Source organism: Compostibacter hankyongensis (assembly GCF_039541075.1).
GTDB classification, from domain to species: domain Bacteria; phylum Bacteroidota; class Bacteroidia; order Chitinophagales; family Chitinophagaceae; genus Compostibacter; species Compostibacter hankyongensis.
Genome location: NZ_BAABFN010000005.1, coordinates 61,442 through 78,594 on the forward strand (window position 1 = coordinate 61,442; position 17,153 = coordinate 78,594).

20 protein-coding genes and 1 tRNA gene are annotated in these 17,153 nt (G+C 52.6%); 13 read left to right on the forward strand and 8 right to left on the reverse strand.

The window, feature by feature from the left end; genetic code table 11:
• Positions 1-20: 20 nt before the first annotated feature.
• Together ABD851_RS10705 and ABD851_RS10710 are read right to left on the reverse strand one after the other, a co-directional pair.
• Positions 21-1,100 carry a FecR family protein gene (locus ABD851_RS10705; RefSeq protein ID WP_344979038.1) on the reverse strand — a complete coding sequence of 360 codons (1,080 nt, stop codon included), beginning with the start codon at positions 1,098-1,100 and terminating at the stop codon, positions 21-23.
• Between the two features lie 60 nt (positions 1,101-1,160).
• Positions 1,161-1,715, reverse strand: coding sequence for an RNA polymerase sigma factor (locus tag ABD851_RS10710; RefSeq protein ID WP_344979040.1), 555 nt, complete (start codon positions 1,713-1,715; stop codon positions 1,161-1,163).
• A 287-nt stretch (positions 1,716-2,002) separates the two neighbouring features.
• Here ABD851_RS10710 and ABD851_RS10715 point away from each other — a divergent pair, with 287 nt between their 5' ends.
• Positions 2,003-2,530, forward strand: coding sequence for a hypothetical protein (locus ABD851_RS10715; protein ID WP_344979042.1), 528 nt, complete (start codon positions 2,003-2,005; stop codon positions 2,528-2,530).
• A gap of 171 nt (positions 2,531-2,701) precedes the next feature.
• A tRNA-Gly gene (locus tag ABD851_RS10720) sits at positions 2,702-2,774 on the forward strand.
• 17 nt (positions 2,775-2,791) lie between these two features.
• Here ABD851_RS10720 and ABD851_RS10725 read toward each other — a convergent pair.
• Both ABD851_RS10725 and ABD851_RS18030 read right to left on the reverse strand, forming a co-directional pair.
• Positions 2,792-3,184, reverse strand: a complete 393-nt coding sequence (locus ABD851_RS10725) for a helix-turn-helix domain-containing protein (RefSeq protein ID WP_344979044.1) — start codon at positions 3,182-3,184, stop codon at positions 2,792-2,794.
• Positions 3,184-3,513, reverse strand: a complete 330-nt coding sequence (locus ABD851_RS18030) for a type II toxin-antitoxin system HigB family toxin (protein ID WP_425549951.1) — start codon at positions 3,511-3,513, stop codon at positions 3,184-3,186. The genes ABD851_RS10725 and ABD851_RS18030 overlap by 1 nt, the downstream gene beginning before the upstream one ends.
• Before the next feature lie 149 nt (positions 3,514-3,662).
• Between ABD851_RS18030 and ABD851_RS10730 the strand changes: the two genes are divergently transcribed.
• On the forward strand, positions 3,663-4,268 hold the full coding sequence (locus ABD851_RS10730) for a hypothetical protein (RefSeq protein WP_344979046.1): 606 nt from the start codon (positions 3,663-3,665) through the stop codon (positions 4,266-4,268).
• A gap of 19 nt (positions 4,269-4,287) precedes the next feature.
• On the opposite strand, the gene ABD851_RS10735 is transcribed toward ABD851_RS10730, so the two are convergent.
• Genes ABD851_RS10735 through ABD851_RS10745 form a run of 3 tightly spaced genes read right to left on the reverse strand, consistent with a single transcriptional unit; the run spans position 4,288 to position 7,357 of the window.
• Positions 4,288-5,394 (reverse strand): ABC transporter permease, encoded by a 1,107-nt coding sequence (locus ABD851_RS10735; RefSeq protein ID WP_344979048.1) that lies wholly within the window; start codon positions 5,392-5,394, stop codon positions 4,288-4,290.
• A 49-nt stretch (positions 5,395-5,443) separates the two neighbouring features.
• Positions 5,444-6,304: a glycoside hydrolase family 16 protein gene (locus ABD851_RS10740; RefSeq protein WP_344979050.1), complete on the reverse strand. Its 861-nt coding sequence runs from the start codon at positions 6,302-6,304 to the stop codon at positions 5,444-5,446.
• 54 nt (positions 6,305-6,358) lie between these two features.
• Positions 6,359-7,357, reverse strand: coding sequence for a glycoside hydrolase family 43 protein (locus tag ABD851_RS10745; protein ID WP_344979052.1), 999 nt, complete (start codon positions 7,355-7,357; stop codon positions 6,359-6,361).
• A 122-nt stretch (positions 7,358-7,479) separates the two neighbouring features.
• On the opposite strand from ABD851_RS10745, the gene pgi reads away from it, so the two are divergent.
• From pgi to ABD851_RS10795, 10 genes are all read left to right on the forward strand, one after another.
• Entirely contained in the window at positions 7,480-9,132 is a 1,653-nt protein-coding gene (gene pgi / locus ABD851_RS10750; protein ID WP_344979054.1) for a glucose-6-phosphate isomerase, read from the forward strand.
• A gap of 152 nt (positions 9,133-9,284) precedes the next feature.
• The gene (gene miaB, locus ABD851_RS10755) at positions 9,285-10,685 is read left to right on the forward strand and encodes a tRNA (N6-isopentenyl adenosine(37)-C2)-methylthiotransferase MiaB (RefSeq protein WP_344979056.1); all 1,401 of its coding nucleotides are present in this window, start codon (positions 9,285-9,287) and stop codon (positions 10,683-10,685) included.
• Positions 10,686-10,687: 2 nt separating this feature from the next.
• Positions 10,688-11,002: a nucleotidyltransferase family protein gene (locus ABD851_RS10760; RefSeq protein WP_344979057.1), complete on the forward strand. Its 315-nt coding sequence runs from the start codon at positions 10,688-10,690 to the stop codon at positions 11,000-11,002.
• The gene (locus ABD851_RS10765; protein ID WP_344979059.1) at positions 10,992-11,339 is read left to right on the forward strand and encodes a HepT-like ribonuclease domain-containing protein; all 348 of its coding nucleotides are present in this window, start codon (positions 10,992-10,994) and stop codon (positions 11,337-11,339) included. The genes ABD851_RS10760 and ABD851_RS10765 overlap by 11 nt, the downstream gene beginning before the upstream one ends.
• Positions 11,339-12,574 carry a sigma-54 interaction domain-containing protein gene (locus ABD851_RS10770; protein ID WP_344979061.1) on the forward strand — a complete coding sequence of 412 codons (1,236 nt, stop codon included), beginning with the start codon at positions 11,339-11,341 and terminating at the stop codon, positions 12,572-12,574. The genes ABD851_RS10765 and ABD851_RS10770 overlap by 1 nt, the downstream gene beginning before the upstream one ends.
• A gap of 161 nt (positions 12,575-12,735) precedes the next feature.
• Positions 12,736-13,263, forward strand: a complete 528-nt coding sequence (locus ABD851_RS10775; protein ID WP_344979063.1) for an LptE family protein — start codon at positions 12,736-12,738, stop codon at positions 13,261-13,263.
• Positions 13,264-13,311: 48 nt separating this feature from the next.
• Positions 13,312-13,977 carry a hypothetical protein gene (locus ABD851_RS10780; RefSeq protein WP_344979065.1) on the forward strand — a complete coding sequence of 222 codons (666 nt, stop codon included), beginning with the start codon at positions 13,312-13,314 and terminating at the stop codon, positions 13,975-13,977.
• 4 nt (positions 13,978-13,981) lie between these two features.
• Complete coding sequence (gene secG / locus ABD851_RS10785; RefSeq protein WP_344979067.1) at positions 13,982-14,392, forward strand: preprotein translocase subunit SecG; 411 nt, start codon at positions 13,982-13,984, stop codon at positions 14,390-14,392.
• A gap of 128 nt (positions 14,393-14,520) precedes the next feature.
• Positions 14,521-15,579: an endolytic transglycosylase MltG gene (gene mltG, locus ABD851_RS10790; protein ID WP_344979069.1), complete on the forward strand. Its 1,059-nt coding sequence runs from the start codon at positions 14,521-14,523 to the stop codon at positions 15,577-15,579.
• Between the two features lie 33 nt (positions 15,580-15,612).
• The gene (locus ABD851_RS10795; protein WP_344979071.1) at positions 15,613-16,572 is read left to right on the forward strand and encodes a YihY/virulence factor BrkB family protein; all 960 of its coding nucleotides are present in this window, start codon (positions 15,613-15,615) and stop codon (positions 16,570-16,572) included.
• Between the two features lie 2 nt (positions 16,573-16,574).
• On the opposite strand, the gene ABD851_RS10800 is transcribed toward ABD851_RS10795, so the two are convergent.
• Positions 16,575-17,153 (reverse strand): TrmH family RNA methyltransferase, encoded by a 579-nt coding sequence (locus tag ABD851_RS10800; protein ID WP_344979073.1) that lies wholly within the window; start codon positions 17,151-17,153, stop codon positions 16,575-16,577.

The following is a 17,153-nucleotide window of genomic DNA, read 5'->3' on the forward strand; positions in this document are numbered from 1 at the left end:
ATCGTATCATAAAGGAGTATTTAAAACCATATTATCACCTTTCCGTCCCGGATCTCATATTGGCTTTCGGTAGCAAAACAATAGGTCTGGAGCACCTCTTCCAGGGCGGCCCGCTCATAGGTTCCGTTAAACCGGGCCGAAGGCCGGCTTTTGGCTTTTACTTCCAGCGTTATTCCGTACCAGCGCTCCATCTGCCGGACAAAAGTGCGAACGTCCGCATTATCAAATACCAGACGGTTTGCCTTCCAGTTCATGAGCGCGTCGATATCAAATCCTTTTTCCCGTATGGCATGATCGCCTTTGTCCAGGTCAATCATCTTTCCCGGGGCGAGGACATTTTCTTTCTTCCCGGTAAGGGAATCGCCGGAGGATGCCACCTTTACCTTACCGGTTACCAGCTTTACTTCCTCCCGGTGCTCATGAGCATAGGCCCGGAAATAAAAGGATGTTCCCAGCACATCTACGGACAGGTTGTCCGAGCTTACCTCAAAGGGCTTTCCCGCATCCGCGGCCACCTCAAAGAAAGCCGCGCCCTCCAGCATCAGCTTTCTTTCGGATTTATTATAGTCGGCCGGCACCTTCAGGCAGCTATTGGCATTCAGGGTCACCCGCGTGCTGTCCGGCAGCGTGAGCACACGCCGGATATCTGCGGGCGACCGGTACGTTGTAAACCGGGCCATATCTTTCCGGGATGATATCCCCGGCGGGGGTATTCCCCGGCGGTTGTTTTTTTCCCGCAGGAACAAAACGCCGCCGGCCAGCAACAGCACTGCAGCGGCGCCATACACGGCTATCCTCAGGCGTGTGCGGCTTCGCGGCCGGCTGTGCATAGGCAGGATAACCGTATCATGCCCAATGCCGGAGGGAGCGGTGGCCAGCAGTTCCTCGAACGCCTGCTCCGGGTCCTGGAGCTGCTTTTCCCGTATTGCCGCCGTGAGGGCAAGCACCCATTCCCGGGCTTCGCGAATCGTGGCGGCCTGGGAAGGATGATGCGCGATAAACTGTTCCCATTGCCGAATATCGGCGGCATCCTTTTCCAGCGCATAGCGGATAAAGGAATCATCGGTCACCAATTCTTCAAACATGTACGACTTTTTCATCCGGCTGTTTCATACCAGACGGAGCGGTGCGCATTTTTTACCAACCTTTTTTGAAGATTTTCAGAAAAAAAGCAAGGGAAGGAGCAGGAGAAGGGTCCGGGTATCGTTTCTGCTCACCTGCATGTCTCCTCTGAGCAGGCGGATGGCCAGGGAAAGATTATTATATACGCTCCGGATGGACAAGCCGGTTCGTTCGGCAATTTGTGCATTGTCCAGCCCTTCGTAAAATTTCAGGAAGATCACCATCTTGCAGCGCCGCGGCAGCTTTTCATAAGCCGTTTTCAGCTGTAGCTTTAGCTCGGCAAACGCCTGGTCCTCGATGAGCACGGATTCGACGGAAGGCTGTACCGCAGTTTCGGCAAAGCCGTGCAGGCGCTTCTGCTGCACCCGTCCGCTGCGATAAAGATCAATCAGCTTTCTTCTGAAGGTAGTGGCGAGGAAAGATTTGAGGTTATAAATGGCGGAGAGCTCCACCTGTTTTTCGAGCAGCACCAGAAAAGTCTGGTTGATGACATCCTTGACGGTTTCGGCATCAAACCCCTGCTTGCGTCCGATGGATGCAAGATACGGATAATATTCCCGGTATACCTTGTTCAGAGTAACATCAGCGTGCATCTATACCGCTTTTACCAATATTTCTTTTTTCGTTTCTAAAATCGCAACAGGCAGGTCTGCATTTTGCATGTGCATTTAAATCCCCGCCACGGGAATAATTTGCAGCCGGGTTGCCGGCAGGCGAATCAGGGGAACCGATGCAAACGGCTAAAAATACAAAAAAACGGCATTCTTTCATCCTGCGCCGTCCTGTCCGGGCAAGAAAGCCGTCCGCCAGCCCGGGGCAGCCGGAAATTACCGCTTCCCGGGCGGCTGACTTATCTGCCCGGTATTCGTACCTTTGCGGTATGAACCAGGATATTACGGCACTGTTGCCGCAGGATTTTCACCCGGCCTCCCGGGTGTGGATATACCAGAGCAACCGGCCATTCAATGCACAGGAGGAAAAGGAGATCAATGAGCAGCTCCTGCACTTCACCGCCCAATGGAATGCCCACGGCGATTCCGTGAAAGGCTGGGGAAAGCTGCTGTTCGGCCGGTTTATCATCCTGATGGCGGATGAATCCCGGACCGGGGTCAGCGGCTGCAGTACGGACAGTTCGGTACGTCTTATCAAAAGTATTGCCCGGCAGTATGAGGCGGCCCTGTTCGACCGTCTGCTGATCGCTTTTTGGGTAAAAGAGCAGATCGAGATGCTGCCCCTGTCGCAGGTGGCCTATGCCTTCAGCCGGGGATTTATCGACGAAAATACGCTCTTCTTCAACAATACGGTGCTGAGCAAGCAGGAGCTGGAAAGCCGCTGGCTGGTGCCCGTCAAAGACAGCTGGCTGGCTTCGCGGCTGCAGGAACCTGCTGCGCTGGGAACGGCCTCCTGAGGGTTTGTCCCCTGCCACTGGCAGGACATGGAAGACCCGACGGGCAGTTTTTTCCCGGACGTTTCCGGAATATGAAAATTCCCAAAATCACCTATCTTTGTGCAGACAAAGAGGGTGAGTCGCAAAAGTGCAGGATATCTTTTTTGCAGGAGTTGAACAAAAGTCAAATAAGCGGAAATAGCTCAGTTGGTAGAGCATCAGCTTCCCAAGCTGAGGGTCGCGAGTTCGAATCTCGTTTTCCGCTCTGTTAGCACGATGTAATTACAAGGCCCCCGCATTTTGCTGCGTGAAATTGTCCAGGGTATCCGAGAAAAAAATGTCAGCGGGGAGCTGAAAGAAGTCTTTTAGCCGCTGTGCCATTTTGAGGGTTATCTCCCTCCTGCCGGAAAGAATAGACGAAACATGCCCTTTGGAGCCTATAATCGGTTCCAGGTCCTTGGCCTTCATACCCCTTTCCTCCATTTTCAGCTTTATCACTTCAAGCGGATTTACTTCCGGTATCCGTATATGCTTATCCTCATAATCCTTTATCAGGACCAGCAGCAGGGCTAATTCATCGGCTTCTGGCGTTCCGTCCCCAACCTCAAAGATCGCCATGGCACGTTTAGCTGCCTTCTTGTATGCACTTTCCGTTTTTAATACTTTCCAGTTCATTACTTTTCTCTATAATTTAATATAGCCACATTAAACTTAATTGTTTCGACATTTATCCTGTCGTACTCCCTATGGGTTCCAAACCAGATGATGTAAGCAGCTTGTTGCTTAAAGTTCACCGATACTATTAACCGGTAATCATTACCTTTAACGTTAAAAATCACCCGGCTATTTGCCACTATACTGGCATTACGGTATACTTCTTTTAGTTGATTAAAATGACTGAAATTATGCTTCAAAAATTCGTTATACCATGTCAATAAGGGCGTCCTTGCCTCCGGGTACTTATCTATGTAGTACAGGATGGCCCTTTTAACAATGATATTCATACCACAAAGATAGCAAAAGTTTTCATTTTGAAAACAAATATATTTTACCCTTTGAGACCCAAATTACCCCTTCCCTCCCGGGAATATATCACGCTTCTTCCAATTCAGTATATTTACAAAACAAGATTCGTTATTTCAAATCCTATGCTATGAAAATGTGCCCTCTGCTTATACTGCTCCTCCTCCCCTTCTTTTGCCGGGCCCAGGACAATCCGCAGCCTACTGTGCTGAAACAGGGCATGCGTATAAACGAGGCTGCAGAAGTCCTCTCCCATGGCTATACGACGGCTTCGGGCTGGACCATCAGAAAGGGAGACACCCTGCATTTCGGCACGGGCTCGCTGCCCACCAAAAGGTTTGCCTTCATCTATCAGAATCCCGGCAATCTTTTCAGCCTCACCTCTGCAGATATGGAACATCGCGCTTACCTGCAATCGCAATACTCCAACGGATACGGCATTGTAAAAAGCATTGAACCGTTGGGGAGTAAGCGGGCCGGCTGGCAGGCTGTTGCCATCCTGAAGTTGGGCGAACTGAGCCGTTTTGCCGCTGAAATAGACAATGCTGTGAATGCGGGAGAGATCGTCCCGCCGTCGCAGTTTTCCGGAAGAGCTCAAGCTTCCGAAGCAGCGGCTCCGCAGGCGGCGGTCAGCACAGCGGATGAACTGCTGAAATGGAAAAAATTACTCGACGCCGGAGCGGTAACCCAGCACGAATATGATTCTGTAAAGACCGCCTTACTTTCCGGGAAATAAATATTCCGCCGGACCGCCCTTATTCCCACCGGAAGACGCGGACAGTGACCACGGCTACCAGCAGGGTCCATGCTACCAGGCCGGTTAGCTCCAGCGGCATCTGCCAGATATGTAAGCCTTCGAAGGCAATCTTGCGCAGGCTGTCCACAAAAAAGGTCAGCGGCAAAAGATGACAAAAAGACTGCAGCCAGGCCGGATACTGCTCAACCGGGAAAAACAGTCCGCAGAGGAGTATCTGCGGCACCGTCAGGGTATTGGCCACGGGCGCAATAGAGCTTTCGTTTTTGATCATCCTGCTGATGATAAACCCGGTACCGGTAAAGATAATCAGTCCGAACAGCGATACCAGCAGCATCTCCAGGAAAGTCCATAACCCGTGCACCAGGGTAAAATGAAAACCGAAACGACCGACTGCCACGATAATGATAAAACACATCACCTGAAAAAAAAGCCGGCTCAGCATCTCTCCGGCTATAAGGTAGGGACGCCGGACGGGCGTAACAAAAAGACGCTTCAGCACCAGCGTCTCCCGCAGGTTAAACCAGAGAAAGGCCGATCCGAAAACGCCGGCCATCAGCAGCGAAAAACCCAGCTGCCCCGGTAATATAAAATCGATCTGCCGGTAGATACGGCCCGGCACACGGCTTATCTGCAGGGAGGCTACCGAAGGCGCCAGCGGAAAGGCCCGCTGGTTGATCCGCGTGGTCAGCGCTTCCAGCGCAGCCCTGATCAGCGGCAAACGGGAAACCGTTGCCTCGGAATGCTGAAGCCGGAAGGTATAGTGCGGAACGCCAAAAGAAACGGTATCGGTGCGAATATCGAGAATGCCGTCGAGCCGTCCCTTTTTCAGGTCCTCCGTCATCGCTGCCGTCTCCTTTCCCCGCTGCAGGTCAAACAGTCCGATCTTTTCCACCGCCTTATACATGGGACCGGTAGTATCCGCCCCGGGAGATATCCCTATTTTTACCTTTACCGCAGCGCTATCCACCATGGCGCCAAATACGGTGACAAATATCAGCGGGAAAAGCAGGGCAAAGACCACCGAGGTAGGACTTCTCCAGGTAGCGATCAGACTGGCCCTGGCAATGGCGGTCATGGCCTTCAGCTGGCTGTATGATCCTGACATAAGTTATCCGGCTAAAACGCTCTGTATAAAATTAGCCAATAAAAAGCACTTATTCTTTTTGATATACCCTGACGTAATCAATCTCGTATCGTTTCGGGAATGCTGTGCGATCCGGATTCCCGCCATTGTCGCCGCCAATGGCAAGGTTCACTAAAATATAATGCGGCTGCATAAACGGATTGCTTCCATCCGGATTATACAGGCTGTCCAGCGGCACCTGATTCATCAGCAGATCATCCACATACAATTTAATTTCCTTTTCGTCCCAGTCCATCCGCCAGATATGAAATCGGCTGCTCCAGTCTTTCGTGTGAAAATCGCTTATCAATTTTCTGACGCTATACCATTTGGCCACACCCGGCCGGTCTGTGCCGCAGGCAATATTGGCCAAAAGATGCCGGCGGTAATATTCCATAATGTCGATCTCGCCATCGGACGGCCAGGGCTTACTTATGCCAAGGGTCCAGAACGCAGGCCACAGGCCGTCTGCCGTATCGATCTTTGCCCGCATCACAAACCTCCCGTACTGCCAGCTTTTATGCCGGCGTGTATTCAGGCTTGCAGAAGTATAATCAATCCATTTTCTGTTGGTTTTCCAATTGCGGCTTCCTGCTCTGTAATCCGGATTAGGGATATGAACACGCCGGGCTTCAATGATCAGCTTGCCGTTTTCGCAACGGGCGTTCTCGGACTGATACCACTGGTCTTCGTGATTACGCTCAAACCCATGTTCAAATCCCCATACGGTGGTGTCGGGAGCCCCGTCATCGTTGAACTCATCGGACCATACCAGCCGGTAATCCTGCTGGCTTACCTGACCATATCCATTATATACGCCCGTGAAAAGCAAAAGAACAGCCCCAAAACGCCAGGAACGGTTCCGGCGTAAGCATGATGTATACTTGTTCATAGAAATCTTATTTGAATCATGAGCGATATTTTTTCTCTCTGCATCGCCGGACGATCACTTTGGCTGATACCGTTTTTTTACCACCAGCTTATCCCCGGAATCATCCATCTCAAAAAGACAGGGAATGCGGATAGTATGGCCTTTTTCATCTACCCGGTGACTATGGATCGCCATAAGGAGCTTTCCGTCGAAACTGCGAAAGAGCATGCCGTGACCAAAGTTGGGCGGGGTGATGGGCGCTTTCTCCTGTATCCAGGGACCCGCTAAGGTACCGCTTGCCGAATAGGCCACCCCCTGGGTGTAAACATTGAACACCCAGCTTGTCCACAACATCCCGAGCCTGCCGGTTTGCGTACGGAAGACAAACGGCCCATCCGTGACCCGGTTGGGAACAACCTTACCGTTCAGCTCTTCCCGGCTCCAGGGAGAATCGCTTGCCCTGAACAGCACTTTCCCTTCGCCCACGGAACCGCTTAAATCAGGTTTGAGCCGGATTTTCTCCACGGTACCGTTCCAGTTTTGCAGCCACTCATGACAGTAGATCATATAAGGCATGTCATTTTCGATCCAGAATGTTGCATCCAAAGTAGATTTATCGGCCGGCAGATATATGGAATCCGCCATGGGAACATAGGGGCCGTCGGGGCGATCGCTGACCAGAATATGACAGGCGCGCCGATCAATTACCCTTCCCCTGAAGGTGTCGATCTTGATGGCAGCGTTGGTGAAGGTGGCAAAGTAATAATATTTACCGTGATAATGGTGGAGCTCCGCCGCCCAGATCATGGGGCGGGCGCCCATCCACGAATGCGGATTGAAGCTCACCGCACGGAAGGGGCCGGTCCACCGCTTTAAATCACGGCTTTTCCATATCATCCCGCCGGTGCCGGTCATGTAGTAGGTCGCTGTCGGTTTGTCCGCCAGAATAAAAGGATCGCTCAGACGGATGGAGTCGAGAGGAATATCCGTCCTCACCCCGGGCATCCGGCGTTGAGCGGTCAGCGGCGTCAGCGCAAAGACAACATATACGAGTATCAAAACATGCTTTCTCATAACCCTCCCTTTTATATGCCGTCAATTTATAAAAATCATTTGTTATTTTGACAATGCCCGCTGATTTCTATTCCATATTAAATTTACACCGCTTACCTTTATCATCGCAAAAATCAATAGCTATGTTCCCGAACACAGACCCTACCCGCACCGACGCCTGGAAAAAGCTGAAAGAACACGCCGACTGGATGCACGGCGCGCACATCCGTAAGCTGTTTGCCCAGGACCCGCAGCGCTTTGAGAAATATACCCTCAGGTTTGAAGATATCCTGTTTGACTATTCCAAAAATATCCATACCGAAGAAACGATAGAGCTGCTGCTGGAGCTGGCGGAAGCATGCAAGGTGAAAGAGGCCATCGCCGCCATGTTCGGCGGGGAACATATCAACCGCACCGAAGACCGCGCCGTGCTGCATACCGCCCTCCGCAACCTTTCGGATACTCCCGTTTATGATAACGGCGAAGATGTGATGCCCGCCGTCCGCACCGTATTGCAAAAGATGCGGACCTTCTCCGCAAAAGTCCACAGCGGCGAATGGAAGGGGTATACCGGCAAAAAAATAAAATATATCGTCAATATCGGCATCGGCGGATCGGACCTCGGCCCGGTAATGGTGACGGAAGCGCTCCGGCCTTACTGGAAAGCAGATATGCAGCCGTATTTTGTCTCCAACATCGACGGCACCCATATTGCGGAAACGCTGAAAAAGATAAATCCTGAAGAAACGCTTTTCCTCATCGCTTCCAAGACCTTCACCACACAGGAAACGATGACCAACGCCCATACGGCCCGGCGCTGGTTTCTCGAAAGCGCGGGAGACGAGTCTATGATCAAAAAGCATTTTGTGGCCCTCTCCACCAATCGGCCGGAAGTGGAGAAGTTCGGCATCGACCCGGAGAACATGTTTGAGTTCTGGGACTGGGTCGGCGGCCGTTATTCCCTATGGTCGGCCATCGGTCTGAGCATCGTGCTGACCATCGGCTATGATCATTTCGAGCAGCTGCTGCGGGGCGGACATGCAGTAGACCGGTATTTCCAGGAAACCGCTTTCGCCGAAAACATCCCCGTCATCATGGCGCTGCTGGGCATCTGGTACAGCAATTTCTTCGGCTCGGAAACGGAAGCCATCCTGGCTTACGATCAGTATATGCATCGCTTTGCAGCCTATTTCCAGCAGGGCAACATGGAAAGCAACGGTAAGAGCGCAGACCGCAACGGGCATCCGGTAGAATATTCCACCGGCCCTATCATCTGGGGGGAACCCGGCACCAACGGACAGCACGCCTTTTATCAGCTCATTCATCAGGGCACCCGGCTGATCCCCTGCGATTTTATCGCTCCCGCCATCAGCCATAACCCCATCGGGGATCATCATCCCAAGCTGCTGGCCAACTTTTTCGCCCAGACCGAAGCGCTGATGAATGGCAAAACGGAACAAGAGGTGCGTACCGAGCTGGAGCAGTTGGGAAAGACCGAAGCGGAGATCGAGCAGCTGCTGCCCTACAAGCTGTTCAGCGGCAACCGCCCGACCAACTCTTTCCTGCTCAAAGAGATTACCCCCTATACCCTGGGGAACCTGATTGCGCTGTATGAGCATAAGATCTTTGTGCAAGGCGTGATCTGGAACATCTTCAGCTTCGATCAGTGGGGCGTGGAGCTGGGCAAACAGCTGGCGGGAAAGATCCTGCCCGAGCTGCTGCAGGACGAAGCGGTCAGCTCCCACGACTCCTCTACCAATGGCCTGATCAACGCTTACAAACAGATGCGGAAATAACGGCTTCCCCGTATTAATATCATCTTTTACAGCGATTATTCCCAAAAGCCTTCCGGCCGACAGGTTCAACGCCTGTCGGCCCAAAAACACCCTGCCATTCTGTCATTTCCTCATATTTTCCAGTATCTTTGCACACGGTTTAACGGTGAAGCATGTTTGAGATTCCGACAAAAAATATAGACGAGCGCCGTCAGGGGGAAGCTTTTGAGGGCGTACAGATACCTGTAGCGGCCGGTAAAAGGTTTTATATAGAAAGCTACGGCTGCCAGATGAACTTCAATGACAGCGAGATCGTAGCCTCCATCCTGCAGCAGCAGGGCTATGGGGCCACGGTCAACTACACGGAAGCCGATCTTGTACTGATCAATACCTGCTCCATCCGCGAGAAGGCGGAACAGACGGTACGCAACCGGCTGCAGGCTTTTAATACCGTAAAAAAAGAGCATCCCGGCATGCTCATCGGCGTGCTGGGCTGCATGGCCGAACGGCTGAAGGCCCGCCTGCTGGAGGAGGAGAAGCTGGTAGACCTCGTAATAGGGCCGGATGCCTACCGTACCCTCCCCGCGCTGGTAGAGGAAGCCGGCGGGGGGCAGAAAGCGGTAAATGTGCTGCTGAGCCGGGAGGAGACCTATGCCGATATCAGCCCGGTACGGCTGGACAGTAACGGTGTTACCGCCTTCGTATCCATCATGCGGGGGTGCAACAATATGTGCAGCTTCTGCGTGGTGCCCTTTACCCGCGGGCGGGAGCGCAGCCGCGATCCGGAATCCATTATCCGCGAATGCCGCGAGCTGTTTGACAGAGGCTACCGGGAGGTGACCCTGCTGGGGCAGAATGTGGATTCTTATTACTGGGACGGAACGCTCACCTTCGCGGGACTGCTCGCCCGGGTGGCGGAGATCGATCCGCTGCTCCGCGTACGGTTCAGCACCTCTCATCCCAAGGATATCACCGACGAAGTGCTGCATACCATGGCGCAGTACGGCAATATCTGCAAATACATCCATCTGCCCGTCCAGAGCGGCAGCACACGGATACTGCAGCTGATGAACCGCACCTATACCCGGGAATGGTACCTGGCCAAGATAAAGCGGATCCGGGAGATCATGCCGGACTGCGGCATATCCACCGACATCATCACGGGCTTCTGTACCGAAACGGAGGAAGATCATCGCGAGACGCTCAGCCTGATGAAAACGGTGGGCTACGATCTCGCCTATATGTTCTTTTACTCCGAACGGCCCGGCACGCTTGCCGCCCGGCGCTATGCGGACGATATCCCGGAGGAGGTCAAGAAAAGCCGACTTGCCGAAATCGTGGAGCTGCACCGGCAGCGGGCGCTCGAAAAGATGCAGCAGGAAATAGGGAAAACCTGTTTGGTGCTGATCGAGGGGGATTCCAAGCGCAGCGCAGGCGACTGGTGCGGGCGCAACGACCAGAACCGGATGGTGGTGTTCCCCAAAGCGGAAGGTACCGGAAAAGGAACCTATGTGCAGGTAAAAATCACCGGCTGCACCGGCGCCACCCTGATCGGAGAGATGATAAAAGCATAACCATGGTCAATATCGTAAAAAATAATCTCGACGCCATTATTCAGACCTGTAAGGAGCTACAGGTAAGTTCCTTATATCTATTCGGATCGGCCACCCGGGAAAAGGATTTTAACCAGGAAAGTGATCTGGATTTTCTGTATAGCTTTAAAAAAGATGAAACCGGTTTGCCTCAGACAACTTATGACTATTTTGATTTGTTATTCCGGCTGGAGAAAATCCTTGATAAAAAAGTAGACTTGGTCGCCGAAGAAAGGATACTGAACAAATACTTTCTGGAAACAGTAAACAAGGAAAAGGTAAAGCTTTATGAAGCCTGAGGCCGTTAAATATTTATATGATGTGCTCGATTCAATTCATGCGATCACGCATCATATAAAAGATACACCTTCCTTAAAACTGTTTATGCATAATCCAACGGTCACCGATGCTGTTGAAAGACGGCTGGCCATTATAGGCGAGGCGCTGCACCAAATTAAAAAAAAAGATAGCTCTCTGACAGGAATATCCGACCATAAGAAGATTATCGGACTTCGGCATATCCTGGTTCATGATTATGATCTGATAGATCATGCTACAATCTGGATCATTGTGACAAAGCATCTACCCCGATTGGAAGAAGAAATTCAGGCCATTATCCATAACTTATCCATTTAATGTCAGACCTTCAAAGCATAAAGAACCGCTTCGGCATCATCGGCAACAGCTCCGCGCTGAACTATTCGCTCAGCGTGGCCATGCAGGTAGCCGCTACCGACCTGACCGTACTGATCATGGGGCAGAGCGGGGTGGGAAAGGAAGCGTTCTCGCAGATCATTCATACGCTCAGCGGCCGTAAGCATAATCCTTTTATTGCGGTCAACTGCGGCGCCATCCCCGAAGGCACGATCGATTCGGAGCTTTTTGGTCACGAAAAGGGATCATTCACCGGAGCGCTGGACAGCCGGAAGGGATATTTTGAAACGGTAAACGGCGGCACCATCTTTCTGGATGAGATCGGTGAGATGCCCCTCGGCACCCAGGCCCGGCTGTTGCGCATGCTGGAAACCGGGGAGTATATCCGCGTAGGGTCCTCCAAGGTGCAGAAGACCGATGTCCGCGTCATCGCCGCCACCAACAAAGACCTGCTGGAGCTGACTCAGGCGGGGAAATTCAGGGAGGATCTTTACTACCGGCTCAGCACGGTACCCATCCGCGTACCGGCCCTTCAGGAGCGGAAAGAAGATATCCCGCTGCTGTTCCGCAAGTTCTGCGTGGATTTTTCCGAACGCTATCACAGCGCACCCGTGCAGCTCAATGAAGAAGCCATGCAGCTGCTGGTGAACTACCCCTTTCCGGGAAACATCCGGGAACTGAAAAATATCGCCGAACAGATATCTGTACTCAGCCGGGACAAGACCGTCACCGCCGAAGAGCTCCGGCATTTCCTTCCGGAATATGCCAGCCGGCTTCCGGTGCTCTCTACCCACCGCGACAAGCAGGACAGCACCTTCTCCTCCGAACGGGATATCCTGTACAAGCTTTTCTTTGACATGAAAAAGGATGTAACGGAACTGAAAAAGATGTTTTTCGACATCATCCGCAACCCCCAGATCGTGCAGCAGGAGGACTTCCATCCCGAGCGGCTCATGCCCGAGCATGCGTATCACCAGGGAGGGGGCGAAACGCCGCCGGCCGCCCTCAGCTCCTCCCGGCCCATTATTCTTCCGCAGGACAAGATAGACCAGCACGAGGAGGTGGAAGAAAGCCTCTCCATAGCAGACAAGGAAAAAGAGCTGATCGTCAAGGCGCTGAAAAAGCACCGGGGCAAGCGGAAAGATGCAGCATCCGACCTGGGCATTTCCGAAAGAACCCTCTACCGCAAGCTGAAAGAATACGATATTGCCGAATGAAAGGCATTTGATAATTTGATGATTTGGAGATTTGTTGATGAAGTAATCATAGAAAATTTAAAGTTCAAGGTCTAAAGTCTAAGGTTTATCTGCCCGGAACGGTACTTTAGACCTCAAACCTTAAACAACAGTACCGGCAACCTCAAACCAGAAATCGCATAATGAAGATAAATCCGCGTCTCTTTTACACGGGCCCCGCTATATTCCTGGCCGGCATATTAATGTTGCTTTCGTCCTGCGGGATATACAGCTTTAACGGCGCCAGCATCGACCCGGCTGCCAAGACGGTAAATGTGCATTTTATCGAAAACAAGGCGCCCTACAACAACCCCACCCTGAGCCAGAAGCTGACCGAGGGGCTGCGTACCAAGATCACCTCCCAGTCCAGGCTGGCGCAGGTAAATTCAGACGAAGCCGATTACATCTTCAGCGGCGCCATTACCGGTTATGCCGTATCGAATGCAGCCGTCACCAATGTGGAACAGGCCGCCACCTCCCGGCTGACCATTACGGTAAATATCGATTTCAAGTCAAAGCTGAATCCCAAAGCCAACTTCTCGCAATCGTTCTCCCGCTCCGCCGACTTTCCGGCCAGCCGCTCGGTAACGGAGGTACAGGATAACCTGGTGACGGATATCAACAAACAGCTGGTAGACGACATTTTTAACAAAGCTTTTGTCAACTGGTAACCGCTCCGTTTTCTTAACTTTGAACAAAGCATTCAGAATAAGCCCGCCATGTCCGAATTAGCCGAACAGATACTGGATGCCCGTAATGACGGGGATATTTCTTCCGCCGCGTTGGAACAGACCATAGCGCAGTATCCTTATTTTGCGCCGGCATACTGGTGGCTGGCCCGGAAAAGCCGGGAGACGGCAGACGGCGGCAAATCCCTCGGCAGGGCCAGTCTCTTCAGCTGCTACCCTTTGCTGCTGCGGGTTTTTGTCCATGCCCCCGTGCTGGAGGGACCGGGCGGGAAAGACAAAACCGACGCCCTGATACAGCCTTTGTATGCAGAAGATTACTTTGCCTATGCGGGTGTAAAGCTTTCCGATACGGCGGCGGCCGACGGCAAAAAGCCGACCATGGCCCAGCTGCTCAGCTTTACGGACTGGCTGCGCACCCTTAAACGGCCCCAGGGCGCGGTGGACCCCGACCTGCAGCCCGAAGAACGCGAAGCAGCGATGACCCGCGAAAACCAGGCTTCCGGGCATGTAAAGGCCATGGCAGATTCCTCGGTAGCCTCCCGCGACGACGTGGTGACCGAGGCCATGGCGGAGGTGCGCATCCGGCAGGGGCAGCCCGCCCGGGCCATTGCCATCTATGAAAAATTAAGTTTGCTCAATCCCGGAAAAAAGAGTTACTTTGCCGCCAAAATCGAGTCCTTAAAAAAAGCGCATTGATATTATGTTGATATTCTTTGGCATCCTGATTATCGTGGCTTCTGTGTTGCTGGGTTTGTTTGTGCTGATACAGAATCCCAAGGGAGGCGGCCTTTCGGGCACCTTCGGCGGATTCAGCAATCAGGTGATGGGGGTGCGCCAGACTACCGATATCCTGGAGAGAGGTACCTGGATCCTGGCCGTCATTATCGGTGCGCTCTGCCTGGCGTCTTCCTTTTTCCTGCCTCGCGCGGGAACCGGCGTACAGCAGAAAAGCATCATGGAGAAAAATGTAAACAGCCTGCCTGCTCCCGCACAGGCGCCCGCCGCTCCTTTCCCGGGAGCCGCCCAGCCCCAGCAGGGATCGCAGCCGGCTGCACAACCCGCTAACGGCAACGGCGCACAACCTGCAGCGCCCGCTTCCGATCAAAAATAATCTTCCGGGTATCCCGGTCATGACCCCGTCCGCGAAGACGGGGTTTTTTATTGCCTCTCTGAACCTCTGCGGTATTTTAACTATTTTAGCAAATCACCCGATAAACCGGACACGCCTAACCGATCCGTATGGCAAAAAAAAGCAGCAGAAAGAGAAAACCCGGAAAACCATGGAAAACAATCGTCCTGTTTTCCGTACTCAGTCTTATCATCGCTACCGGTATCTTTTTCGCCTACCGCATCCTGGCCCCCAATACGGCCCCTTTCCATGACCAGCGCTATTTTTATATCCATACCGGCTCCTCCTATGCCCAGGTATTAAAGGCCCTGAAAGACCAGGATATCGTGAAAAGCATCAACAGCTTCGACTGGCTGGCGAGGCAGGCGGATTATCCCGAACACGTAAAGGCGGGCCGTTACGAAATAAAAACCGGGATGAGCAACCTGGAAATTGTAAAGCTCCTCCATTCGGGACGACAAATGCCCGTAAAGCTGGTCATCAACAAGCTCCGCACCCGCGAAGATTTTGTGGCCTTCGTCAGCACCCGGCTGGAAGCAGATTCCAATACCCTGCGGGTCCTGCTCCGGGATCCGGTATACCTGCGCCGGTACGGTCTGGATACCAACACCGCCCTTTGCGCTGTCATCCCCAATACCTACGAGTTTTTCTGGAATACCGGCGCCGAGGACCTATATGACCGTCTGGCAAAGGAGGCCCGCAAGTTCTGGACCGACAAACGCAAAACGGCAGCCGACTCCCTGGGTCTGACGATCCCGCAGGTATATATCCTGGCCTCCATCATAGAAGAAGAAACCAACAACAACGGAGAGAAACCCCTGATCGCAAGCGTATACCTCAACCGGCTGCGCAGCGGCATGCGTCTTTCTGCAGACCCTACTGTAAAATTTGCCGTAGGCAACTTTTCACTGCGCAGGATCACCGGCAAACAAACAGGTTTCGACTCTCCCTATAATACCTATCTTTATGCCGGGCTGCCTCCGGGACCCATCTGCACCCCTTCCATCAAAACCATTGATGCCGTGCTGCGGGCCTCCCATACGGAATATCTTTACTTTTGCGCCAGCGCGGATTTCTCAGGGCGGCATGTGTTTGCCGCCACTTATGCGGAACACCTGAGGAATGCCCGGCGTTATCAGAAAGCCCTGGACAGCCTGGCTATTCATTGAGGACCGCAACCGGAAAACAGTACGCTTTGCCTTATGCTCAATCTCAAAAAAATACTGCTCGGCTGGAAACCCGTGTATGGCGTGGTACAAAAAAGCAAGCGACTGGTATTACCGGGCTTTGAAGGTATTCCCCTGTATGATGCGATAAGCTTCTTTTTTCAGGAAATAAAAAAAGACCGGCTGACGGACCGTGCGGCAGCCATCTCCTTCAATTTCCTGCTCGCCATCCCCCCTACCTGCATGTTTCTGTTTACCCTCCTGCCCTATATACCGCTTAAAAATACCGAATCCACCATCTACCAGGTGCTGGCCGATATTACGCCCAATATGAGCACTTACCAGATCATCCACGATGTGGTGTATGATTTTCTGAATACCCAGCGTACGGGGTTGCTCTCCCTGGCTTTTTTCCTGGGTATCTTTTCCTCTTCCAATGCCGTCATCGGCATCATGCATTCGTTTGACAAGGGGCATATTACTTTCCGGACCCGTACCGCCTTTCAGCGCCGCTGGATGGCCATCCGGCTTACCTTGCTGCTCCTGCTGGTGGTGGTGGTAAGCCTTTGCCTGATCATCGGCCAACGGGCCATTTTTCAATACCTGTTCGACTGGCTCGGCGTCACCAACACCCTCTTCATCTTTTCTGTGAACCTGACCCGGTGGCTGATCATTATCCTGTTGTTCTTTACCATTATATCCGCCATCTATACCTACGGGCCGGCCACACAGAAACGCTGGAAGTTCATCACCGCCGGGTCCACGCTGGCCACCATCCTGATCATCCTGACCACCCTCGGCTTCTCCTATTTCGTCAATCACTTCAACAGCTATAACCGGATTTACGGATCCATCGGGTCCATTCTCGTACTGATGCTGTGGATATTCCTGAACTCGCTGGTGCTGCTCATCGGTTTCGAGCTCAACGCCAGCATAGAGATGGTCAGAGCTACAGCCGACCGGCGGATTGCGGCGGAGGAAAAAGAGAGGATATGAATTCACGCTTCCCACTGCTTCCTGAGCTGTGCATAGTTTTCCGGTGAGAGCGCCGGCTCCCGGTAATGTCCGGCGGCGCTTTTCTGGCGAAAAGCTTCATAAAGGGTCACCGCACAGGCCACCGATATATTGAGGGAGCGGATCATGCCCACCTGCGGAATGATAAAGTTACCGTCGGCTGCCGCACTTATCTCCGCGCTTACGCCGTCATGCTCATTCCCAAACACAAGCGCCAGCGAACCCGTAAGGTCCATATCATACAGTTGAACAGAATCTTCCGAGAGACAGGTGGTATATATCTTTTCGTATCTTTTCCGCAAGTCGCCCAGGCAGGTTTCCATATCCGTATACTGATGAATGGTCAGCCATTTTGCCGCGCTGGACGAGCTCTTGGCACCCCATTTGCGATGGGGCGGTATGCGGGTGTTGAGCACATAGATATCCTGGATGCCCACGGCATCGCAGGTACGCATTACTGCTGAGATATTATGCGGGTCGGTTACATTTTCCAGCACCACAGTAAGGTTTTGCTGGCGTTTATCCAGCACCGTGGTCAATCGTTTTATACGTTCCGGCGTCAT

Coding starts and splice junctions, on each gene's coding strand:
- ABD851_RS10705 (WP_344979038.1), bottom strand. CDS start 1,100: ATGAAAAAGTCGTACATGTTTGAAGAATTGGTGACCGATGATTCCTTT.
- ABD851_RS10710 (WP_344979040.1), bottom strand. CDS start 1,715: ATGCACGCTGATGTTACTCTGAACAAGGTATACCGGGAATATTATCCG.
- ABD851_RS10715 (WP_344979042.1), top strand. CDS start 2,003: ATGAACCAGGATATTACGGCACTGTTGCCGCAGGATTTTCACCCGGCC.
- ABD851_RS10725 (WP_344979044.1), bottom strand. CDS start 3,184: ATGAACTGGAAAGTATTAAAAACGGAAAGTGCATACAAGAAGGCAGCT.
- ABD851_RS18030 (WP_425549951.1), bottom strand. CDS start 3,513: ATGAATATCATTGTTAAAAGGGCCATCCTGTACTACATAGATAAGTAC.
- ABD851_RS10730 (WP_344979046.1), top strand. CDS start 3,663: ATGAAAATGTGCCCTCTGCTTATACTGCTCCTCCTCCCCTTCTTTTGC.
- ABD851_RS10735 (WP_344979048.1), bottom strand. CDS start 5,394: ATGTCAGGATCATACAGCCAGCTGAAGGCCATGACCGCCATTGCCAGG.
- ABD851_RS10740 (WP_344979050.1), bottom strand. CDS start 6,304: ATGAACAAGTATACATCATGCTTACGCCGGAACCGTTCCTGGCGTTTT.
- ABD851_RS10745 (WP_344979052.1), bottom strand. CDS start 7,357: ATGAGAAAGCATGTTTTGATACTCGTATATGTTGTCTTTGCGCTGACG.
- pgi (WP_344979054.1), top strand. CDS start 7,480: ATGTTCCCGAACACAGACCCTACCCGCACCGACGCCTGGAAAAAGCTG.
- miaB (WP_344979056.1), top strand. CDS start 9,285: ATGTTTGAGATTCCGACAAAAAATATAGACGAGCGCCGTCAGGGGGAA.
- ABD851_RS10760 (WP_344979057.1), top strand. CDS start 10,688: ATGGTCAATATCGTAAAAAATAATCTCGACGCCATTATTCAGACCTGT.
- ABD851_RS10765 (WP_344979059.1), top strand. CDS start 10,992: ATGAAGCCTGAGGCCGTTAAATATTTATATGATGTGCTCGATTCAATT.
- ABD851_RS10770 (WP_344979061.1), top strand. CDS start 11,339: ATGTCAGACCTTCAAAGCATAAAGAACCGCTTCGGCATCATCGGCAAC.
- ABD851_RS10775 (WP_344979063.1), top strand. CDS start 12,736: ATGAAGATAAATCCGCGTCTCTTTTACACGGGCCCCGCTATATTCCTG.
- ABD851_RS10780 (WP_344979065.1), top strand. CDS start 13,312: ATGTCCGAATTAGCCGAACAGATACTGGATGCCCGTAATGACGGGGAT.
- secG (WP_344979067.1), top strand. CDS start 13,982: ATGTTGATATTCTTTGGCATCCTGATTATCGTGGCTTCTGTGTTGCTG.
- mltG (WP_344979069.1), top strand. CDS start 14,521: ATGGCAAAAAAAAGCAGCAGAAAGAGAAAACCCGGAAAACCATGGAAA.
- ABD851_RS10795 (WP_344979071.1), top strand. CDS start 15,613: ATGCTCAATCTCAAAAAAATACTGCTCGGCTGGAAACCCGTGTATGGC.
- ABD851_RS10800 (WP_344979073.1), bottom strand. CDS start 17,153: ATGACGCCGGAACGTATAAAACGATTGACCACGGTGCTGGATAAACGC.